Raw genomic sequence first — 16,632 nt, forward strand, 5'->3', positions numbered from 1 at the left:
TCGAGCCTAGATCGGTACTTTCCCGCCGGTGGGGGTATCGGCAAGAGGGTGAGCGACACCGTCGACCTGACCGCCGCCCTCGCGCCCGCCGGGCCGGCCGCGCCGCACAGCGCGAGCGGCGAGGAGGTGGCGACCCACGACCTGGGCGCGGTGGCGCCGCCCGCGCGCCCCGCCCGGCGGTGGATGCCCAAGCGGGTGGTGGCCACGCCCGCCGCGTACGACCACCCGCACGGGCTGCGGATCATGGAACGGCTCGGCGAGCTCGGGCTGGAGACCGAGCGGCTGGCGTCCAACCGGCTCACCGGCGTGCGCGGGGAGACCGACCGCGAGACGTACGCCCGGGCGAAGAGCACCCTGGCGATCGTGGTGAGCCCGCCGTCGCGGCGCCGGTTGCAGCCGATCGCGCCCAGCGCCGACTGGCGGTTCGACCTGGCGGAGGGCTGCCCGGCGCACTGCCAGTACTGCTATCTGGCGGGCTCGCTCTCCGGGCCGCCGGTGACCCGGGTGTACGCGGACCTGGACGACATCCTGGCCGGCCTCGCCGACTACGTGGGCCGGGGAACCATCACCTCACGGCGGGCCGCCCGCCGGGACGAGGGGACCACCTTCGAGGCGTCCTGCTACACCGATCCGCTCGCCCTGGAGCACCTCACCGGCAGCTGGCGGCGGGCGGTGACGTTCTTCGGCGCCTGGGACGCACCGGTGCAGCTGCGCTGGACGACGAAGTTCGACGACGTGGACGGGTTCGCCGGCCTGCGGCACGAGGGCCGCACCCGGGTGCGCCTCAGCGTCAACTGCCTGCCCGTGACCAGCCGTTTCGAGGGTGGCACGGCGCCGCTGCCGGCCCGGCTGGCCGCGCTGCGCCGGCTCGCCGAGGACGGCTACCCGGTCGGGCTGACCATCGCGCCGATCATGGCGATGCCGGACTGGCGGGACCACTACGGTGTCCTGCTCGACGCGGTCGCGGCGGCCGTCGACGGCGTACGAGATCTGGATCTCACCGCCGAACTGATCACGCACCGGTTCACGCCCGGCAGCAAGGAGGTGTTGCTCGGCTGGTATCCGCGCACCCGCCTCGACCTGGACGAACAGTCGCGCAGCCGCAAGCACGGCAAGTTCGGCGCGGTGAAGTACGTCTATCCGCCGGAGACGATGACCGCGTTGCGGGCCTGGTTCGAGACCGAGATCGCCCGCCGCGTCCCCGCCTGCCGCATCCTCTATTGGACGTGAGGTGATGGGCAGGCTTCGCGGCGCGCGGTAGTGTGGGTTGTTGCACCGCGTCGGGTTCTGCGGCCTTTCACTTACGGCTCTCCTCTCGGCACCGCCGAAAGTCGGCGGTCAGCACGAAGCGATCTCTCGCTTGAAGAGCCAGCCGGAAGGGTCGTAATGACGTATATCTGTGCTTCTGATGATCAGGCACAGCTCAGGATGACCATCCTCGCCGAGTCCGGTGCCGACGCCGTGGTGGCCGTGGCCGGTGAGATCGACATGGACAATGCCGGGCAGATGCAGCGCTTCCTCATCGGCCTGCTGCACGACCAGCGGCCCGGCCGCGTGGTCCTCGACATGGGCGAGGTGACCTTTCTCGGCTCGGCCGGCATCCATGCGCTGGTCACCAGCCAGCTGGAGGCCGACGGGCTCGGCGCCCGCCTCGAGGTCCGCGACGTGCAGCCCCCGGTCCGCCAGGTGATGGACATCTGCGGCGTCGCCGACATGCTGGGCCTGCCGGTCTGATCGGCCCGTTCGTCCCGGGGCCCTGCCGCGCCGTCTCACCCGTGGACAGCCGCCCGTGCGGCGGGTTGCAGTGGTGTGCCCGAGGGCACACGGGGTAGAGAAGGCGGTCATGCAAGCGTTGCGGGTGCCGTTCGACCACCGTACCGACAGCGCCGCGCTGCGCCACGCCGTCCATGACCGGCTCGTCTCGAGGCAGGCGGGCGAGGTCGTCGACGACACCCTGCTGGTCATCACCGAGCTGGTGCAGAACGTCATCCAGCACACCGGCGACGGGGGAGAGCTGACGCTCAGCCGCTCCGCCGACGTGCTCATCGAGGTCTACGACCACAGCCGCGACCTGCCGCACCTGCTGCGCCCCGATCCGCGGCGGCTCGGCGGCCGCGGCATGCTCGTCATCGACGCCGTCAGCGACGACTGGGGCAGCCGGCTCACCGCGAACGGCAAGGTCGTCTGGGCGCGCCTGCCGGTCAGGTCCGCAGCGTCGTGACGTCGTCGAGGCCGACCACCGTCAACACCGGGAACAGCAGCTCGCCGGCGATCAGCCGGACCCGTTCGAGGTGCGGGAAGAGCACGGCCAGGCCCGCGCTGTCGATGTAGCCGACCCCGGTGAGGTCGACGACGACGGGACCGTGGCCGTCGGCGCTCAGGGCGCCGTCGAGCGCGGCGCGGAACTCGCTCGCGTTGCTCATGTCGATCTCACCGGTCGCGGTCAGGACGGTGGCGCCGTCCTCGCCGGGGGCGGTGGCGAAGCTGAGTGCGGTGCTCATCGCGGGATCCTCGCTTGCAGGCCGACGACGGTGCCCGCCGCGCCGGTCGTGACGGTCACTTCGGTCATCAGCGCTCGCATGAGCGACAGGCCCCGCCCCCGATGCGGGTTCGCCCCGGGCTGCGGCGTCTTCCAGCGGCCGCTGTCGGCCACGGTGAGCCGCAGGTAGTCGGCGGTCGCGGCGGCGCGCAGCCGGATCCGCCCGGCCGGACCGTGGCGGTGACCGTGCTCGATCGCGTTGGCGCACGCCTCGCCGGCCGCCACCAGCACGTTCTGCGCCGTGGTCGTGTCGATGCCCGCGCGGGCCAGCCAGCCGCGCAGGGCCGAGCGCACCGGCGCCAGCCGGGTCGACTCGGCCTCGAACTCCAGCTCCAGCGGCCCCGGCTGCCGGTAGAGCAGCAGCGCCACGTCGTCGTCGTAGCCCGTCTCGGGGGCCATGCCGGCCATGACCTCGGTGGCCAGCTCCTCGAGGGAGGAGCCGCGGCCGCGCTGCACCGCGGCGGCGACCCGCTCGATGCCGGTGGTCAGCGGCTGGCGGCGCCGCTCGACCAGGCCGTCGGTGTAGAGCAGCAGCGTGGCGCGGCTCGGGACCGTGTAGTGCGCCTCGGGCCGGCCGGCCGGGGTGTGCACGCCGAGCGGGCGTGACCGGCCCTGGTCGAGCAGGTCGGTGGTGCCGTCGGGGTGGGCGACCACGGCCGGCGGGTGCCCGGCGCTGGAATAGGTCAGGTCGCCGGTGTCGGGGTCGAGGATGCCGCAGAACACGGTCGCGCAGGTGGCGCCCGGCAGCTGCGCGGCGAAGTTGTCGAGCGCCGTGAGCGTCTGCGCGGCGTCGGTGTTCTGCAGCAGCAACGCCCGGCAGGCGCTGCGCAGCTGCCCCATCACCGTGGCCGCCTGGAGGCCGTGGCCGACGCAGTCGCCGACGACGATGCCGATGCGCCCGTCGGCCAGCGTGACGGTGTCGTACCAGTCGCCGCCGACCTTGAGCGGTCGGGTCGCCGGGGCGTAGCGCACGGCGAAGCCGTTGGGCAGCTGCGCCGGGCCGAGGATGGCCCGCTGGAGCGCCAGCGCGGTCTCGCGCTGAAGGTCGATCTGATGGATCCGCTGAAGGCCCTGGCCGAGGTGGCCGGCGAGCAGCGCCAGCAGCGTCCGGTCCTGCTCGGTGAAGGGCCGCTTCTCGGCCAGCTCCACCCACAGCGCCATCGTGCCGTCCGGATGCTCCAGCGCGATGCCGGCGCCGCCGGGCCGCTCGGCGACGGGCGTGAGCAGCGGCTTCTCCCGTACGGCCCGAAGGGCCTCGCGAAGGTGCTCGGGCAGGCCCTCCCAGCGCAGCGCGGTGTCGACGGCGGTGACCACCGGGACGCCGCCGGCGAACACGGCCGCGTACACCTCGTTCGCCTTCCACAGGTCACGCAGCTCCTCGAGCACGCCGTGCAGCGCGCCGGGCAGGCTCTCGGCCTGCGACAGCCGCACGCTCAGCGCGGCGAGGGCGCTCTCGCGCTGCACCGCGTAGTGCTCGGCGGTGACGTCGCGGAACGTGCCGACGATGACCCGCCGGCCGGTGTCCGGGTCCTCGACCTGGTTGAACGAAGCGGCCGCCCACAGCCGGTGGCCGTCGCGGTGCTTCACCGGGATCGTGTACGAGCCGTGCGACTCCTCCACGAGCTGGGCGAACGCGTCGGTCACCAGCCGATGGCCGTCCGGGTCGGAGGCCTCGTCCGGCCACCACGGGTGCACCGGCGCGTACGGCAGGCCCTCCGGCCCGTACCCCAGGATGTCGGTGAAGGTCGAGTTGATCTCGATGACTGTGCCGTCCTGGTCGCAGACGAAGAACGCCTCCTGCAAGGAGTCGATCAGCGCGGTGCGCCAGCGGGCGTGGTGGTTGCGCAGGCGGGCGAGCTCCACGTTCGCCCGTACGCGGGCCAGCAGCTCCGCCGAGGAGAACGGCTTGACCAGGTAGTCGTCGGCGCCCGCCTCCAGACCCTCGATGGACGACTCCTGCCCGGCGCGCGCCGAGAGCAGCAACACCGGGGTGCCGGCCGTGCGCGGGTCGGCGCGCAGCGCGGCCACCAGCTGGAGACCGTCCAGGCGCGGCATCATGACGTCGCTGACGATGAGGTCGGGGTGGTGCGCCCGGGCCGCCTCCAGCGCGGCCTGCCCGTCGGCGACGGTCCGCACCGCGTGCCCGGCCGCGCGCAGCAGCCGGGTGAGGTAGTCGCGCATGTCCGCGTTGTCGTCGGCGACCAGCAGCCGGGAGCGCTCGGTGCGCACCGGCTGCGCCGGGGCGGGCGTCTCGCCGCCGGGCAGCCAGCGCAGCGCCTCCTGCACGTACGGGTCGGCGGTGGCCGAGACCGTCGCCGCGCTGCCCGCCGGCACGAGGGCGTCGGCCGGCAGGTGCCCGGTGCCGAACGGCAGCCGGATGGTGAACGTCGTGCCCCGGCCGAGCGCGCTCTCGGCGCCGATGGTGCCGCCGTGCTGCTCGACCAGCTCCTTGACCAGCGCGAGGCCGATGCCGCTGCCCTCGTTGGAGCGCGACTGCGCGTTCTCGATGCGGTGGAAGCGCTCGAACAGCCGCGGCATCTCCTGCTCGGGCACCCCCACCCCGGTGTCGGCGACCGTGACGACAGCGGTGTCGCCCTCGGCGCGCACAGCCACCCGGACGCCGCCGCTGAAGGTGAACTTCAGGGCGTTGCTGAGCAGATTGAGGATCACCTTTTCCCACATGGCCCGGTCGACGTGCACCGGCCGGGGCAGCGGCGGGGCGTCCACCTCGAAGCTCAGCCCGGCCCGCTCGACGGCGGACTGGAAGACGCTGGCGAGCTCCGCCGTGGCGGCGGCCAGGTCGACCGGCTCGTAGCGGGCCTGCATGCGCCCGGCCTCGATGCGCGAGAAGTCGAGCAGCGTGTTGACCAGCTTGCCGAGCCGCAGCGCGTTGCGCTGGATGACCTCGAGCTCGGCCCGCACGCCGGCGTCCGCGCCGCCCCACCGGTCGATGAGGTCCTCGACCGGGCCCATGATCAGGGTGAGCGGGGTGCGGAACTCGTGGCTGATGTTGGAGAAGAACGCCGTCTTGGCCCGGTCGAGCTCGGCCAGCTCCTCGGCCCGCCGCTGCTGCGCCTCGTAGCTGCGGGCGCTCGCGATGCCGGCGGCGACGTGCCCGGCCGCCAGCTCGACGAATCCCCGGTAGCCGTCGTCGAGCGCGCGGTAGCGGTTGAGGCCGGCGACCATGAAGCCGTACGGGGAACCGCCCTGCTGCAACAGCGGCACGAGCAGCGCCTGCGCGGGCGGCTCCGGCCAGTCGCCGGTCGGCAGCGGACCCTCGCCGTCGTCGCTGGTGAGCGCGACCAGCTCGGACTCCCCGCGAGACACGGCCTCCGCCGGCCACGCGCGCGCAATCTCGCCGTCGGTGCCGGTCGACGCCGCGAGCCGCGTCCCGTCCCCGTCGAAGAGATAGGTCAGCGTGAACGGCAGGTCGCGCAGGTTGCGCCGGAGCTGGGCGGCGGCGAACGACAGCATCTGCTGCTCGGTGCGGATGGCGCTCGGGTCGGAGCCGAGGTCGCGCAGCGTCGCCATGCGGCGCTCGCCGATCACCCGATCGGTCTCCTCGCTCACCACGCAGAGCATGCCGACCGTCGAGCCGTCGTCGTCGCGCAGCGGGCTGTACGAGAAGGTGTGGTAGGTCTCCTCGACGTAGCCGGAGCGCTCCAGGAAGAGCAGCAGCGCCTCGTCCCAGGTCGCCTGGCCGGTGGAGAGCACGGTCTCGATGCGCGGGCCGATGTCGGGCCAGATCTCGGCCCACACGTCGCTGGCCGGGCGGCCGAGCGCCCACGGGTATTTGCGGCCCAGCGTGTCGCGCCGGTAGGCCGCGTTGCAGAAGAAGGTCAGCTGCGGCCCCCACGCCATCCACATGGGAAAGCGCGACGACAGCAGGATGCTGACCGCCGTGCGCAGGCTCTGTGGCCACTGGTCCGGTGAGCCCAGCGGGGTCGACTCCCACCGCACCGCGGCGAGATCGTGCCCCACCTCGCCACCCCCGGCGAACACCTCCGCCGCCGATGCCTTGCTCATCGCCTCGAAGTCTCCCCGGGTCATCGCTCGAGCTCCGCAAACATACCTGTCACCGGGTCATCGGACATCCGGCTGACCAGCCCTACCCATTCGTCGGCGATTGTCACCCGAACAGTTGAGTTTGACGGTGTCGGATCACCGGGCAATTGGGGGGCCGGAGTTGCCGGCAGCGAGGTCGGCCCCCGCAGGAGAGGAGTTCGGCATATGGCAGTCATCACCGCTTCGGCCCGCACCACCGACGCCGTTCCGGTCGAGGAGACCAGCACCGACGGCGCCAGCGAGCTGATCACGGCGATGGCCGCGCTGCCGGCCGGCCACCCGTCCCGCGCGTCCCTGCGCGATCGGGCGATCGAGGCGTGGCTGCCGCTGGCCCGCCACCTGGCCAACCGCTACTCCGGCCGCGGCGAGCCCACCGACGACCTCGTGCAGACCGCCACCGTCGGCCTGATCAAGGCGGTGGACCGGTTCGACGCCTCCCGCGGCGTCGACTTCGCGGGCTACGCGATCCCGACCATCATCGGCGAGATCAAGCGCCACTTCCGCGACCGCACCTGGTCGGTGCGCGTGCCCCGCCGGCTCCAGGAGCTGCGCCTGGCGATCACCGAGGCCAACAGCACGCTGACCCACTCGCTGGGCCGCGCGCCGACGGTCGCCGACGTCGCCGTCCACCTCGGCGTCAGCGAGGAGGACGTCCTCGAGGGCCTGGAGGGCGCCCGGGCGTACAACGCCACGTCGCTGTCGACCCCGATCAGCGCCGACGGATCCACCGAGTTGGGTGACACCCTCGGGGGTGAGGACGCCGAGTTCGAGCTGGCCGAGACCCGCGTCGCGCTGGGACCGGCCCTGGCGACCCTCGACGAGCGCGAGCAGAAGATCCTCACGCTGCGCTTCTACGGCAACCTGACCCAGTCGCAGATCGCCGAGCAGATCGGCATCTCCCAGATGCACGTCTCGCGCCTGCTGACCAAGGCGCTGACCAAGCTGCGCAAGCAGCTCGCGACCGAGACGCTCTGAGCCTTCGCGCACCGCGACGCCGGGAGGAAGCCCTCCCGGCGTTCGTGTGCCCGTCAGCCGAAGGTGGCCTCAGCGTGGTTGCAGCGAGGTGGTGGCGGCCCAGGAGGCGAGCAGCGTGAGGGCGTGCGCGGCGGGGGAGTCCGGCTCGGCGGCGTAGATGGTCATGCGCAGGCCCGGCTCGGCGATCAGGTCCATCGTCTCGTACGCGAGGTCGAGGTCGCCCACGACGTGATGGTGGAAGTGCTTGACGCCGGTGCCGGAGCGGTGATGGCGTCGAGCGACCACTGCAGGCTCGGGCGCACCGCGGCGGCCTGCCTCGGCCGGCGGCTCGGGCGCAGCAGGGCGCCGCTGCCGTTGGCCTCCTGCGCGAGGTGCATCAGGTGGGCGCGCTCGGCGTCGTCGAGCTGCAACGCGCGCGCGATCGCCTCGAGCACCCCGGCGGACACCCCGGCCAGCGACCCGCGTTCGAGCTTGGCGTAGTACTCCACGCTCATCCCGGCCAGCGCGGCCACCTCACTGCGCCGCAGCCCCGGCACGCGCCGCTGCCCCGCCACCGGGATCCCGGCCCGCTCCGGCGTGATCTTCGCGCGGCGCGTGGTGAGGAACTCGTGCACTTCCGCTCGGTTGTTCACCCCTCGACGGTAGGGCGCTCCGGGCTCGTCCGGGATGTACTGCCGGTACACCTCTGGACAGGAACTCCCGCCCCGGCGTACGGCCTGGTTGCCTGGAGGCATGCGAGGAACAATCTTGTACAAGCCGGGCGACGTGCGAGTCGAGGAGCGTGCCGACCCGAGGATCGAGCTGCCGACGGATGCGGTGATCAGGCTGTCGGCGACCTGCGTGTGCGGGTCGGACCTGTGGCCGTACAGGGGCGTTCAGCCGGTCACCGAGCCGTCGCCGATGGGTCATGAGTACGTGGGCGTCGTCGAGGCGGTCGGCGGCGAGGTCACCTCCGTGCGGCCGGGGCAGTTCGTGGTGGGCTCGTTCTGGGCCTCGGACAACACCTGTGAGATCTGCCGGGCCGGCTACCAGAGCGCCTGCGTGCACCGGGTGCCGATGGGCATGTTCGGGTCGCAGGCCGAATACCTGCGGGTGCCGCTCGCGGACGGCACGCTCGTGGCCACGCCCGAGGTGCCGGGCGCCGGTCTGATCCCGAGCTACCTGGCCGCCTCGGACGTGCTGGGCACCGGCTGGTTCGCCGCGGACGCCGCGCAGGCCGGACCGGGCAAGACGGTCGCGGTGGTCGGTGACGGCGCGGTCGGGCTGCTCGCCGTGCTGGCCGCGCGGCAGATGGGCGCCGAGCGGATCATCGCGATGTCGCGGCACGCCGACCGGCAGAAGCTGGCGCTGGAGTTCGGCGCGACCGACATCGTCACCGAGCGCGGTGACGAGGGCATCGCCAAGATCAAGGAGCTGACGAACGGGCTCGGCGCGCACTCGGTGGTCGAGGCGGTCGGCACGCAGGAGGCCATGCGGCAGGCGATCCGCTCGGCGCGGCCCGGCGGGCACGTCGGCTTCGTCGGGGTCAGCCACGACGTCCGCCTCGACGGCATGGAGATGTTCTGGTCGCTGGTGCACCTGCACGGCGGGCCGGCGCCCGTACGCCGCTATCTGCCCGACCTGATGCATCGCATCGCCACCGGGGCCGTCGAGCCGGGCAAGGTCTTCGACCTGGAGCTGCCGCTTGACCAGGCGGCCGAGGGGTACAGGGCGATGGACGAGCGCAGGGCGATCAAGGCGCTGCTGCACCCGTAACATCTTGCTCGCTTCGCCACGGGCGACCGGGCCGGCGTCGGCTGCATGGTCGACTCGTGCCGCGAGTGCGAGAACTGCCGGGCCGGGCAGGAGCAGTACTGCCTGGGCGGCAACACGGGCACCTACGCGAGCGTCGACCGCGACGGCACCGTGACGCAGGGCGGCTACTCGACGCACATCGTGGTGGACGAGGACTTCGTGCTGCGGGTGCCGTCCTCCATCCCGTACGAGAAAGCCGCTCCTCTGCTCTGCGGGCATCACGACCTATTCGCCGCTGGCCCACTGGAACGCCGGACCCGGCAAGCGCCGCGATGGGCGCCGAGGTCACCGTGCTGTCGCAGACGCTCGGCAAGAAGGACGACGGACTCGCCTTCGGCGCCACGCACTACCACGCCACCAGCGACCCGGCGACCTTCGAGGCGCTGCGCAACAGCTTCGACCTGATCGTGAACACGGTCAGCGCCCCGATCGACATGGCCGCCCACCTCGGCCTGCTGCGCCTCGGCGGCACGCTGGTCAGCGTGGGCGCGCCGCCGGAGCCGCTGCCGGTGCAGGTCTTCAGCCTGTTCAACAACCGCCGCTCGTTCGCCGGCTCCAGCATCGGCAGCATCGCCGAGACCCAGGAGATGCTCGACTTCTGCGCCGAGCACGGCATCGCCCCGGAGGTCGAGCTGATCGGCGCCGACGACGTCAACGAGGCGTACGAGCGGGTCCTCAAGTCGGACGTCCGCTACCGCTTCGTTATTGACGTCGACAGCCTTCGCTGAGGCCGGTACTACTGGGGCATGACGTACGCCATGCACACCGCGGCGGAGCGGCCCGATCTGTGGGAGAAGGGCATTCCCTCTGCCGAGGTGTGGCCCGAGTACAACACGCACGGCGACCGGCTCAACGTCTGGTGGCCCCACCTCGACGAGGAGCTGGCCGACTACCAGTTCGTGCTCGTCGACGAGGACGGCGAGGTGGTGGCCGAGGGGCACACCGCCCCGCTCTGGTGGGACGGCGTGGACGCCACGCTGCCGGACGGCATCGACGCGGCCATCGAGCAGAGCTTCCTGCGGACCAGGGCGGGCGAGCCGGTCAACACGCTGTGCGCCCTCGCCGCCGAGACGCCCCGCAGCGGCCGCCGCCGGGGACTCGCCGCGGAGCTGCTCGGCGCCATGCGCGTCATCGCCGAGCGCCACGGGCTCGCCCGCCTCGTGGCGCCGGTGCGCCCCTCATGGAAGGACCGCTACCCCCTCACCCCCATCGAGCGGTACGTGCGATGGCGGCGATCCGACGGGCTGCTGCTCGACCCGTGGATGCGGGTCCACGAGCGCCTCGGCGCCCGGGTGTCGACGCCGCTGCCCGAGTCGATGCTGATCACCGGCTCGGTGGGGGAGTGGGCGAGCTGGACCGGCCTGGCCTTTCCCGAGAGCGGCGACTACGTCTTCCCCGAGGGGCTCGCCACCGTGCACATCGACGTGGACAAGGACCTCGGCACCTACTGGGAGCCGAACGTCTGGATGATTCACCCGGAGCTGTCGCGCTCGTAGGTGGTGATCAGCTCGTAGTCCTTGGCCGGGCCGGTGGCGTGCCAGTGCTCGGTGTAGCTGTCCGGCCCGGTGATGCGCCCGTCCACCACGTACGTGTCGGCGCGGCACGGATGCTCGGCCGACCAGCCGCCGTCGCTCAGGTCGAGCAGGTAGAAATCGCGGCCGTCGGCGAAGGTCACCTCCAGCAGGTGGTCGCCGCGGTCCACGTACCGCAGGGACCGGGTCGCCGGGCCGACATGGTCCCCGTACCGCAGCTCGCCCTGCTCGAAGTAGGACAAATCATCACTGAACTCGGCGGTCCCGGTGAACGAGCCCTCGACCCCCGCTCGGTGATCCACGATGCGCCGGCGCACCCGCCAGCGGCCGCGCAGGAAGGCCGCCACCGAGCCGTCCCTATGATCTTGGTGCACCGTCATCCCTCGGAGGTTTCCATGTCGCAATCCGTCGCGCTGACGCGGCCCCGCCCGCTCGTCCTGGCCGACCTGGTTCCCGGCGCCCGCGCCAAGGACATCGCGCTGGTCGCCGGCGGCGCCGGCCTGATCGGCGCGCTCGCTCAGGTGGCCGTGCACATCCCCGGCACCCCGGTCCCGGTCACCGGCCAGACGCTGGGCGTGCTGCTCGTCGGCGCCGCGTTCGGCATGCGCCGCGCGGCGGCCACCGTCGCCCTGTACGCGGTCGCGGGCGTCCTCGGCGTCCCGTGGTTCGCCGGGCACACCAGCGGCTACTCGTCCGCGTCGTTCGGCTACGTCATCGGCTTCCTCGCCGCCGCCACCCTCTGCGGCTGGCTCGCCGAGCGCGGCGCCGACCGCTCGGTGTGGCGCTCGATCCCGGCCATGATCGCCGGCGAAGTGCTCATCTACGGCCTCGGCATGGCGTGGCTTGCCGTCGCCGCCGACCTCACCCTGAGCCAGACGATCAGCCAGGGCCTCACCCCGTTCCTGGCCGGCGACGCCGTCAAGGCCGCCCTGGCCGCCGGCCTCCTCCCGGCGGCGTGGAAGCTCGCCCGCCGCTGAGCCCGACAGGGGCCGCCGTGAGCAGCGGCGGCCCCTGAGGCGGACGTCAGCGGTGGTCGTGGCCGCCGCCGGCCTCCGGGTCGAGCACCATCACCGGGCCCGGCATCACCGAGAACGGGCGCATCATGCCCTCGTCCTCGTGCTCCAGCAGGTGGCAGTGGTAGACGTAGCGGCCGGTGCCGCCCTCGAACCTGCCGGCCACCGAGACCAGCTGGCCGCCGCCGACCCGGATCACGTCCTTCCAGCCCTGCTCGTCCGGGCCCAGGGCGCCGGCGGCGGTGAAGGTCGCGGTCACCCGGGTGATGCCCGCCGGGTCGGCGCTGGTCGTCACCGCGTACGAGTGCCGCTGCAACGCCTGGAACCGGATCAGGTGGATGTGCATCGGGTGCGTCGGACCGCCCAGGTTGAGGAAGTTCCACACCTCCCAGCTGTCCGCCTCGACGTGGAAGTTCAGCGTGCCGTTGAAGGTGGTCGAGGCCCGCTCGAACACCCGCGTCACCCCGGCGGCGTCGGTGACCGTGACGGTCGGCTGGGTCGCCGCCGCGGCGTCCGTGATCTCGTGAAGCTCCCACATCTCCGGGTGCGAGGTCTGCGCGCCCGGCGCGGTCAGGGCGATCCACCGGTGCCCGTGCGTCTCCGGCAGGTTGTCGTGGGTCAGCCGGACGAACGACCGGGAGATCTGCGCCGGCAGCTCGAAACGGTCCCGCACGGGATGCGTGCCCACCCGGAACTGCATGACATCCGGTACGGGCGCCGGCGCCTGCGTGTTCACCAGCCGCAGCGCCGTGCCCCGGTGCGCGCTGAAGTCGATCAGCAGGTCGGCCCGCTCGGACGGCGCCAAGGTCAGCTGGTCCGCCGGGATCGGCGCCGGCAACAGCCCGGTGTCGGTGCCGATCTGGTAGGCCGCACCGGTGACCGGCGCGCCGGCCTCGTCCACCAGCGCCAGCCGGAAGATGCGGGCGTTGGACGCGTTGAGCACCCGGAAGCGATACCAGCGCGGCTCGACCTCCAGGTAAGGCCAGATGACGCCGTTGACCAGCGTGAACGGGCCGGTGAAGGGCAGATGTACGGGCGGCTCCGCGCCCACCCGCACCACCTTGTGCAGCAGTTGCCCGGTCAGCTGCCCGTCCGCGTCGGTGTCCAGATTGCGGTCGGCGATGATCAGCGGCACCTCGTGCGCCCCGTGCGGCAGGCGCAGCGCGTCCTCCTCCGCATCGCGAATCAGATACATCCCGGTCAGCCCGGTCATCACGTTGAGCGCGGTGACGGCCATGGCGTGGTCGTGGTACCAGAGCGCGGCGGCGGCCTGGTCGTTCGGATACTCGGCGAGCTGCGCGTTGCCCGGCGACACGGCGTTCTCGGGCCAGCCGTCGTTGCCGCCGTCGGTGCGAGCGCCGTGCAGGTGCACCACCGTCCACGGCGGCAGGTCGGTGACGGCCTGGATCGGCTCGGCCCCGTCCCGCCCCGGCACGGTGCTGGGCGACGGCGTGGCGTTGGGCACCTGCACGGCAACGAGCGGATAGTCCCCGCTCAGCTCGTTGCGCCAGGCGACCCGCACGCGCTGGCCGCGGCGGACCTCGATGGTGGGCCCGGGAAAGTGCCCGTCGTAGGCCCAGACGAGCGTCTGCGGCAGGGCGGAGTGCAGGCGCACCCAGGTGGGCCGCGCCGACACGGTCATCAGATCCCCGGCCGCGTCGGCCCGGGCCCGCCGCACCGGCGGAATACGAAGCGGATCGGCGAACGGTGCCAGATCAGTGGCCCGCGAAACAGGCAGCGTCGAAGTCATGCGGTGTCCCCTCTCGGTCCCCCGTGGTGACCATGCCGCAGCCGGGCTCAAGCGCCGGGAACGGCAGGTCGTCCGATGACCCGATGGCAGCACGCCCTGTCCACCATCGCCACTTACTGTCCAGAAGGCGTCATTGTTCCGGCCTCAGGTGACCCTCCGCGGCGAGATGGGTGAAAAGGGCGCGGTTGTAGGGATTCATCTCCGGCAGGTCGAGGGGGTCGTGAAACCCGAGGCCGGCGGTCTCGGGGTCGGAACTGCCGAGGTGCCCCGACCACGACTCGGCGCGGTAGGTCAGCGAGATGACCTGGCATTGGTCGCCGTTGGGGTAGACCAGGAAGCATTCCGGGCCCGAGCGTGCGGAGAGCAGGGTCAGCTCGCCGGCGATCAGGCCGGTCTCCTCGCGAAGCTCCCGGCGGGCCGCGTCTTCGAGGCGCTCACCCGGTTCGACGGCGCCGCCGGGGAGGCACCAGGTCCCGTCGTCGGAGCGTCGCTGGAGCAGGACACGCCGCCCGCCGTCCCGGACGAGCACGCCGGCGGCCGCGACCACCAGGGGTTCGTTGCCGACGAGCGCTCGCATGCGCTCCAGATAGGACTTGGTGCCGTTGCTCATCGCCGCCGGACCTGGGACGCGGCCCGCTCCAGCGCCTCCTTGATCTCCTGGATGCCCCGCTCCACACGGCCTTTCACCACCTCGGCCATCGTGTGGGGCAGCACGTCGGTCAGCCAGACGAGCCGGCTGCGATCGCCCTCCTCGAAGACCTGGAACGACGCGTGGTGGTAGCTCAGCGGCAGCCGTTGTCCTCCGGTCACCGTGTACGCCATGCGGCGAATCGTGTGGTCGATCGCGAGGATGAGCTCGCGTACCTCGGTGCCGTCCGGCATGGTCAGGATGCGGGTGTCACCGTCGAGCCGGGCCGCTGTCACCCGGCCGGGCAGCAGTCGCTGGTGCACCGCGCCGACGTCGGCGATGGCGTCCCACACGTGGTCCGCCGGAGCGTCGATGACGGCCTCGGCGCAGACCGTGGCCATGGCTGGCACCTCCCCCTTGGTGTGGCGGCGGAAGTGTATCGCTGGTGATCCTTTGGTCCGCCCTCCGCAGGGCCGCCATCGCGATCATCGCGAAGCAGGACAGGGCAGCCGCGAGTCCGGGATCCGACATGGTCCGAGGTGTGGCTAGGTATACCCCGCTTAGGGGGCCTAGCACCAGTGCCCCCCACAGCCCGAGCCGGAAGGCTGGTCCATGACACCAGCGGCACCTCTCCGAAGGGGACGATCATGCAGCGGCGGACGATTCTCACCGGCACCGCGCTCGGGGTCGCCGGGGCGGCCTTGGGGGCTACCGGGCAGGCGGAGGCCACCACGAGCGGGCTGACCGCGATCACGAACGTGACCGTCATCGACGCTGTCGGTGGTGTGCGGCGCGGGCAGACGGTGCTCGTCCGGGGTGAGCGCATCCTCGACGTGGCGGCCGCGCAGCGCGTTCCGGTGCCCCGGGGGGCCACAGTGGTCGATGGCGCGGGCCGATATCTCGTTCCCGGGCTCGCCGACATGCACACCCACGCCACCGGCATCGACGACACCGACCCGGAGCTGTATGTGGTGAACGGCATCACCACCACCCGGCAGATGTCCGGCGGCGCGGAGGCCCGCGAGTGGCAGCGTCAGATCGCCGCGGGCGCGCGACGCGGGCCGCGGTGGGTGATCGGCAGCCGCATCGTCGACGGCGACCCCTCGCTGTGGGACGGGCTCGACCCGGACGGCGGGATCCACGTGACCGTCTCCGATCCGGGTGAGGCGCGCGCCGCCGTGCGGCAGGAGCATGCCGCCGGCGCGGCCTTCATCAAGACCTATTCGCGGCTGTCGCGCGAGTCGTTCCTCGCCGTCGCCGACGAGTGCCGCAAGCTCGGGGTGCCGTTCCTCGGCCACGTGCCCGACGTCGTCTCGCTCACCGAGGCCAGCGACCGCGGGCTCCGCACGGTCGAGCATCTCTTCACCGTCTTCTACGACACGTCCGCCGACGAGGAGCGCCTGCGCCGCGCCCTCGCCGCGGTGCCCATCGGCCCGGGCGACTACAACGGGTGGTTCAACCGGATGCGGCCGCTGGAATACGCGGCGGCGCTCAGCTACGACGAGCGCAAGGCCGAGAAGGTGTTCCGCCGCCTCGCCCGCAACGGCACCTACGTCACACCGACGCTGGTGCTGCACGAGACCAACGACCTCCCCGAGCAGATCGACCGGCGCGACCGGCGCTACCGCTACTTCAGCGCCGCCATGCTCGACTATTGGAACTACACCCTCGAGACCCATTACCTTCCTGGCCGTACGCCGGCAAGCGTCGCCCAGTCGAAGGAGCTCTTCGCCAGGCGCCTTCACCTCACGGCCGCGCTGGCCGAAGCCGGCGTGCCGCTGATGATCGGCACCGACCTCGGCACCACCTACCTCATGCCCGGCTTCAGCCTCCACGACGAGCTGCGCCTGCTCGTCCGGGCCGGCCTGCGCCCGATGCAGGCCCTGGCCGCCGCCACCCTCCACCCGGCCCGCTACCTCGGCCGCCGCGACCTCGGGGTGATCGCCGCCGGGGCGGTCGCCGACCTGGTGCTGCTCGACGCCGACCCGCTGCACGACATCCGCAACACCACCCGCATCCACAGCGTCGTCGTCCGCGGCCGCCTCATCGGCCCCACCGAGCGAGCCCAGATGCTCGCCGACATCAGAGCCGCCGCCCAGCAGCCGAAGGCAGCCGCCGTCCCCCTCCGCCCCTGCCCCTGCTGATCAGCGCAGCGGCCCGCCAACGCCACACACCGCCCGGGACCACCGGTCGGCCGGGACCGTCGGTTGGCCGGACCGCGGGTTGGCCGGGACCGCGGGTTGGCCGGGACCGTGGGTTGGCCGGGACCGTGGGTTGGCCGGGAGCGCGGGTTGGCCGGGAGCGCGGGTTGGCCGGGAGCGCGGGTTGGCCGGGAG

At 72.4% G+C, this 16,632-nt stretch carries 16 protein-coding genes and 1 pseudogene; 9 read left to right on the forward strand and 8 right to left on the reverse strand.

The features are described 5' to 3' along the window. Positions 1-48 precede the first annotated feature (48 nt). From Ade02nite_RS08075 to Ade02nite_RS08085, 3 genes are all read left to right on the forward strand, one after another. Complete coding sequence (locus tag Ade02nite_RS08075; protein ID WP_203760911.1) at positions 49-1,230, forward strand: spore photoproduct lyase family protein; 1,182 nt, start codon at positions 49-51, stop codon at positions 1,228-1,230. 198 nt (positions 1,231-1,428) lie between these two features. Further along, positions 1,429-1,734 (forward strand): STAS domain-containing protein, encoded by a 306-nt coding sequence (locus Ade02nite_RS08080; protein WP_203760912.1) that lies wholly within the window; start codon positions 1,429-1,431, stop codon positions 1,732-1,734. A gap of 109 nt (positions 1,735-1,843) precedes the next feature. After that, complete coding sequence (locus Ade02nite_RS08085; protein WP_203760913.1) at positions 1,844-2,221, forward strand: ATP-binding protein; 378 nt, start codon at positions 1,844-1,846, stop codon at positions 2,219-2,221. Here Ade02nite_RS08085 and Ade02nite_RS08090 read toward each other — a convergent pair. Both Ade02nite_RS08090 and Ade02nite_RS08095 read right to left on the reverse strand, forming a co-directional pair. Further along, the gene (locus Ade02nite_RS08090; RefSeq protein ID WP_203760914.1) at positions 2,202-2,501 is read right to left on the reverse strand and encodes an STAS domain-containing protein; all 300 of its coding nucleotides are present in this window, start codon (positions 2,499-2,501) and stop codon (positions 2,202-2,204) included. The two genes, Ade02nite_RS08085 and Ade02nite_RS08090, sit on opposite strands and share 20 nt — an antisense overlap. Further along, on the reverse strand, positions 2,498-6,589 hold the full coding sequence (locus Ade02nite_RS08095) for a SpoIIE family protein phosphatase (RefSeq protein ID WP_203760915.1): 4,092 nt from the start codon (positions 6,587-6,589) through the stop codon (positions 2,498-2,500). Before Ade02nite_RS08095 ends, Ade02nite_RS08090 begins: the two co-directional genes overlap by 4 nt. A gap of 180 nt (positions 6,590-6,769) precedes the next feature. Between Ade02nite_RS08095 and Ade02nite_RS08100 the strand changes: the two genes are divergently transcribed. Then, positions 6,770-7,579: an RNA polymerase sigma factor SigF gene (locus tag Ade02nite_RS08100; protein ID WP_203760916.1), complete on the forward strand. Its 810-nt coding sequence runs from the start codon at positions 6,770-6,772 to the stop codon at positions 7,577-7,579. A 69-nt stretch (positions 7,580-7,648) separates the two neighbouring features. On the opposite strand, the gene Ade02nite_RS50590 is transcribed toward Ade02nite_RS08100, so the two are convergent. Both Ade02nite_RS50590 and Ade02nite_RS08105 read right to left on the reverse strand, forming a co-directional pair. After that, positions 7,649-7,804: an MmyB family transcriptional regulator gene (locus tag Ade02nite_RS50590; RefSeq protein ID WP_344299271.1), complete on the reverse strand. Its 156-nt coding sequence runs from the start codon at positions 7,802-7,804 to the stop codon at positions 7,649-7,651. Then, the gene (locus Ade02nite_RS08105) at positions 7,765-8,211 is read right to left on the reverse strand and encodes a helix-turn-helix domain-containing protein (protein ID WP_307871208.1); all 447 of its coding nucleotides are present in this window, start codon (positions 8,209-8,211) and stop codon (positions 7,765-7,767) included. Before Ade02nite_RS08105 ends, Ade02nite_RS50590 begins: the two co-directional genes overlap by 40 nt. A gap of 100 nt (positions 8,212-8,311) precedes the next feature. Here Ade02nite_RS08105 and Ade02nite_RS08110 point away from each other — a divergent pair, with 100 nt between their 5' ends. The 3 genes and pseudogenes from Ade02nite_RS08110 to Ade02nite_RS08120 all read left to right on the forward strand — a co-directional run bounded on the left by Ade02nite_RS08110 (position 8,312) and on the right by Ade02nite_RS08120 (position 10,869). After that, the gene (locus Ade02nite_RS08110; RefSeq protein WP_203760917.1) at positions 8,312-9,334 is read left to right on the forward strand and encodes a zinc-dependent alcohol dehydrogenase family protein; all 1,023 of its coding nucleotides are present in this window, start codon (positions 8,312-8,314) and stop codon (positions 9,332-9,334) included. 3 nt (positions 9,335-9,337) lie between these two features. After that, positions 9,338-10,101, forward strand: a pseudogene (locus tag Ade02nite_RS08115) (NAD(P)-dependent alcohol dehydrogenase); the annotation flags it as partial. Positions 10,102-10,119: 18 nt separating this feature from the next. Next, on the forward strand, positions 10,120-10,869 hold the full coding sequence (locus Ade02nite_RS08120) for a hypothetical protein (RefSeq protein ID WP_203760918.1): 750 nt from the start codon (positions 10,120-10,122) through the stop codon (positions 10,867-10,869). On the opposite strand, the gene Ade02nite_RS08125 is transcribed toward Ade02nite_RS08120, so the two are convergent. Continuing rightward, entirely contained in the window at positions 10,845-11,285 is a 441-nt protein-coding gene (locus Ade02nite_RS08125; RefSeq protein ID WP_203760919.1) for a DUF6314 family protein, read from the reverse strand. The genes Ade02nite_RS08120 and Ade02nite_RS08125 overlap by 25 nt on opposite strands. 15 nt (positions 11,286-11,300) lie before the next feature. Here Ade02nite_RS08125 and Ade02nite_RS08130 point away from each other — a divergent pair, with 15 nt between their 5' ends. After that, the gene (locus Ade02nite_RS08130) at positions 11,301-11,882 is read left to right on the forward strand and encodes a biotin transporter BioY (RefSeq protein ID WP_203760920.1); all 582 of its coding nucleotides are present in this window, start codon (positions 11,301-11,303) and stop codon (positions 11,880-11,882) included. A gap of 46 nt (positions 11,883-11,928) precedes the next feature. On the opposite strand, the gene Ade02nite_RS08135 is transcribed toward Ade02nite_RS08130, so the two are convergent. The 3 genes from Ade02nite_RS08135 to Ade02nite_RS08145 all read right to left on the reverse strand — a co-directional run bounded on the left by Ade02nite_RS08135 (position 11,929) and on the right by Ade02nite_RS08145 (position 14,697). Next, entirely contained in the window at positions 11,929-13,668 is a 1,740-nt protein-coding gene (locus Ade02nite_RS08135) for a multicopper oxidase family protein (protein ID WP_239168622.1), read from the reverse strand. A gap of 130 nt (positions 13,669-13,798) precedes the next feature. Further along, positions 13,799-14,278, reverse strand: coding sequence for an NUDIX hydrolase (locus Ade02nite_RS08140; protein WP_203760921.1), 480 nt, complete (start codon positions 14,276-14,278; stop codon positions 13,799-13,801). After that, positions 14,275-14,697 (reverse strand): SRPBCC family protein, encoded by a 423-nt coding sequence (locus Ade02nite_RS08145; protein ID WP_203760922.1) that lies wholly within the window; start codon positions 14,695-14,697, stop codon positions 14,275-14,277. The genes Ade02nite_RS08140 and Ade02nite_RS08145 overlap by 4 nt, the downstream gene beginning before the upstream one ends. A gap of 246 nt (positions 14,698-14,943) precedes the next feature. On the opposite strand from Ade02nite_RS08145, the gene Ade02nite_RS08150 reads away from it, so the two are divergent. Continuing rightward, on the forward strand, positions 14,944-16,440 hold the full coding sequence (locus Ade02nite_RS08150; protein WP_203760923.1) for an amidohydrolase family protein: 1,497 nt from the start codon (positions 14,944-14,946) through the stop codon (positions 16,438-16,440). The last annotated feature ends 192 nt before the right edge of the window (positions 16,441-16,632 follow it).

The sequence above is a fragment of the Paractinoplanes deccanensis genome (assembly GCF_016862115.1).
GTDB lineage: Bacteria > Actinomycetota > Actinomycetes > Mycobacteriales > Micromonosporaceae > Actinoplanes > Actinoplanes deccanensis.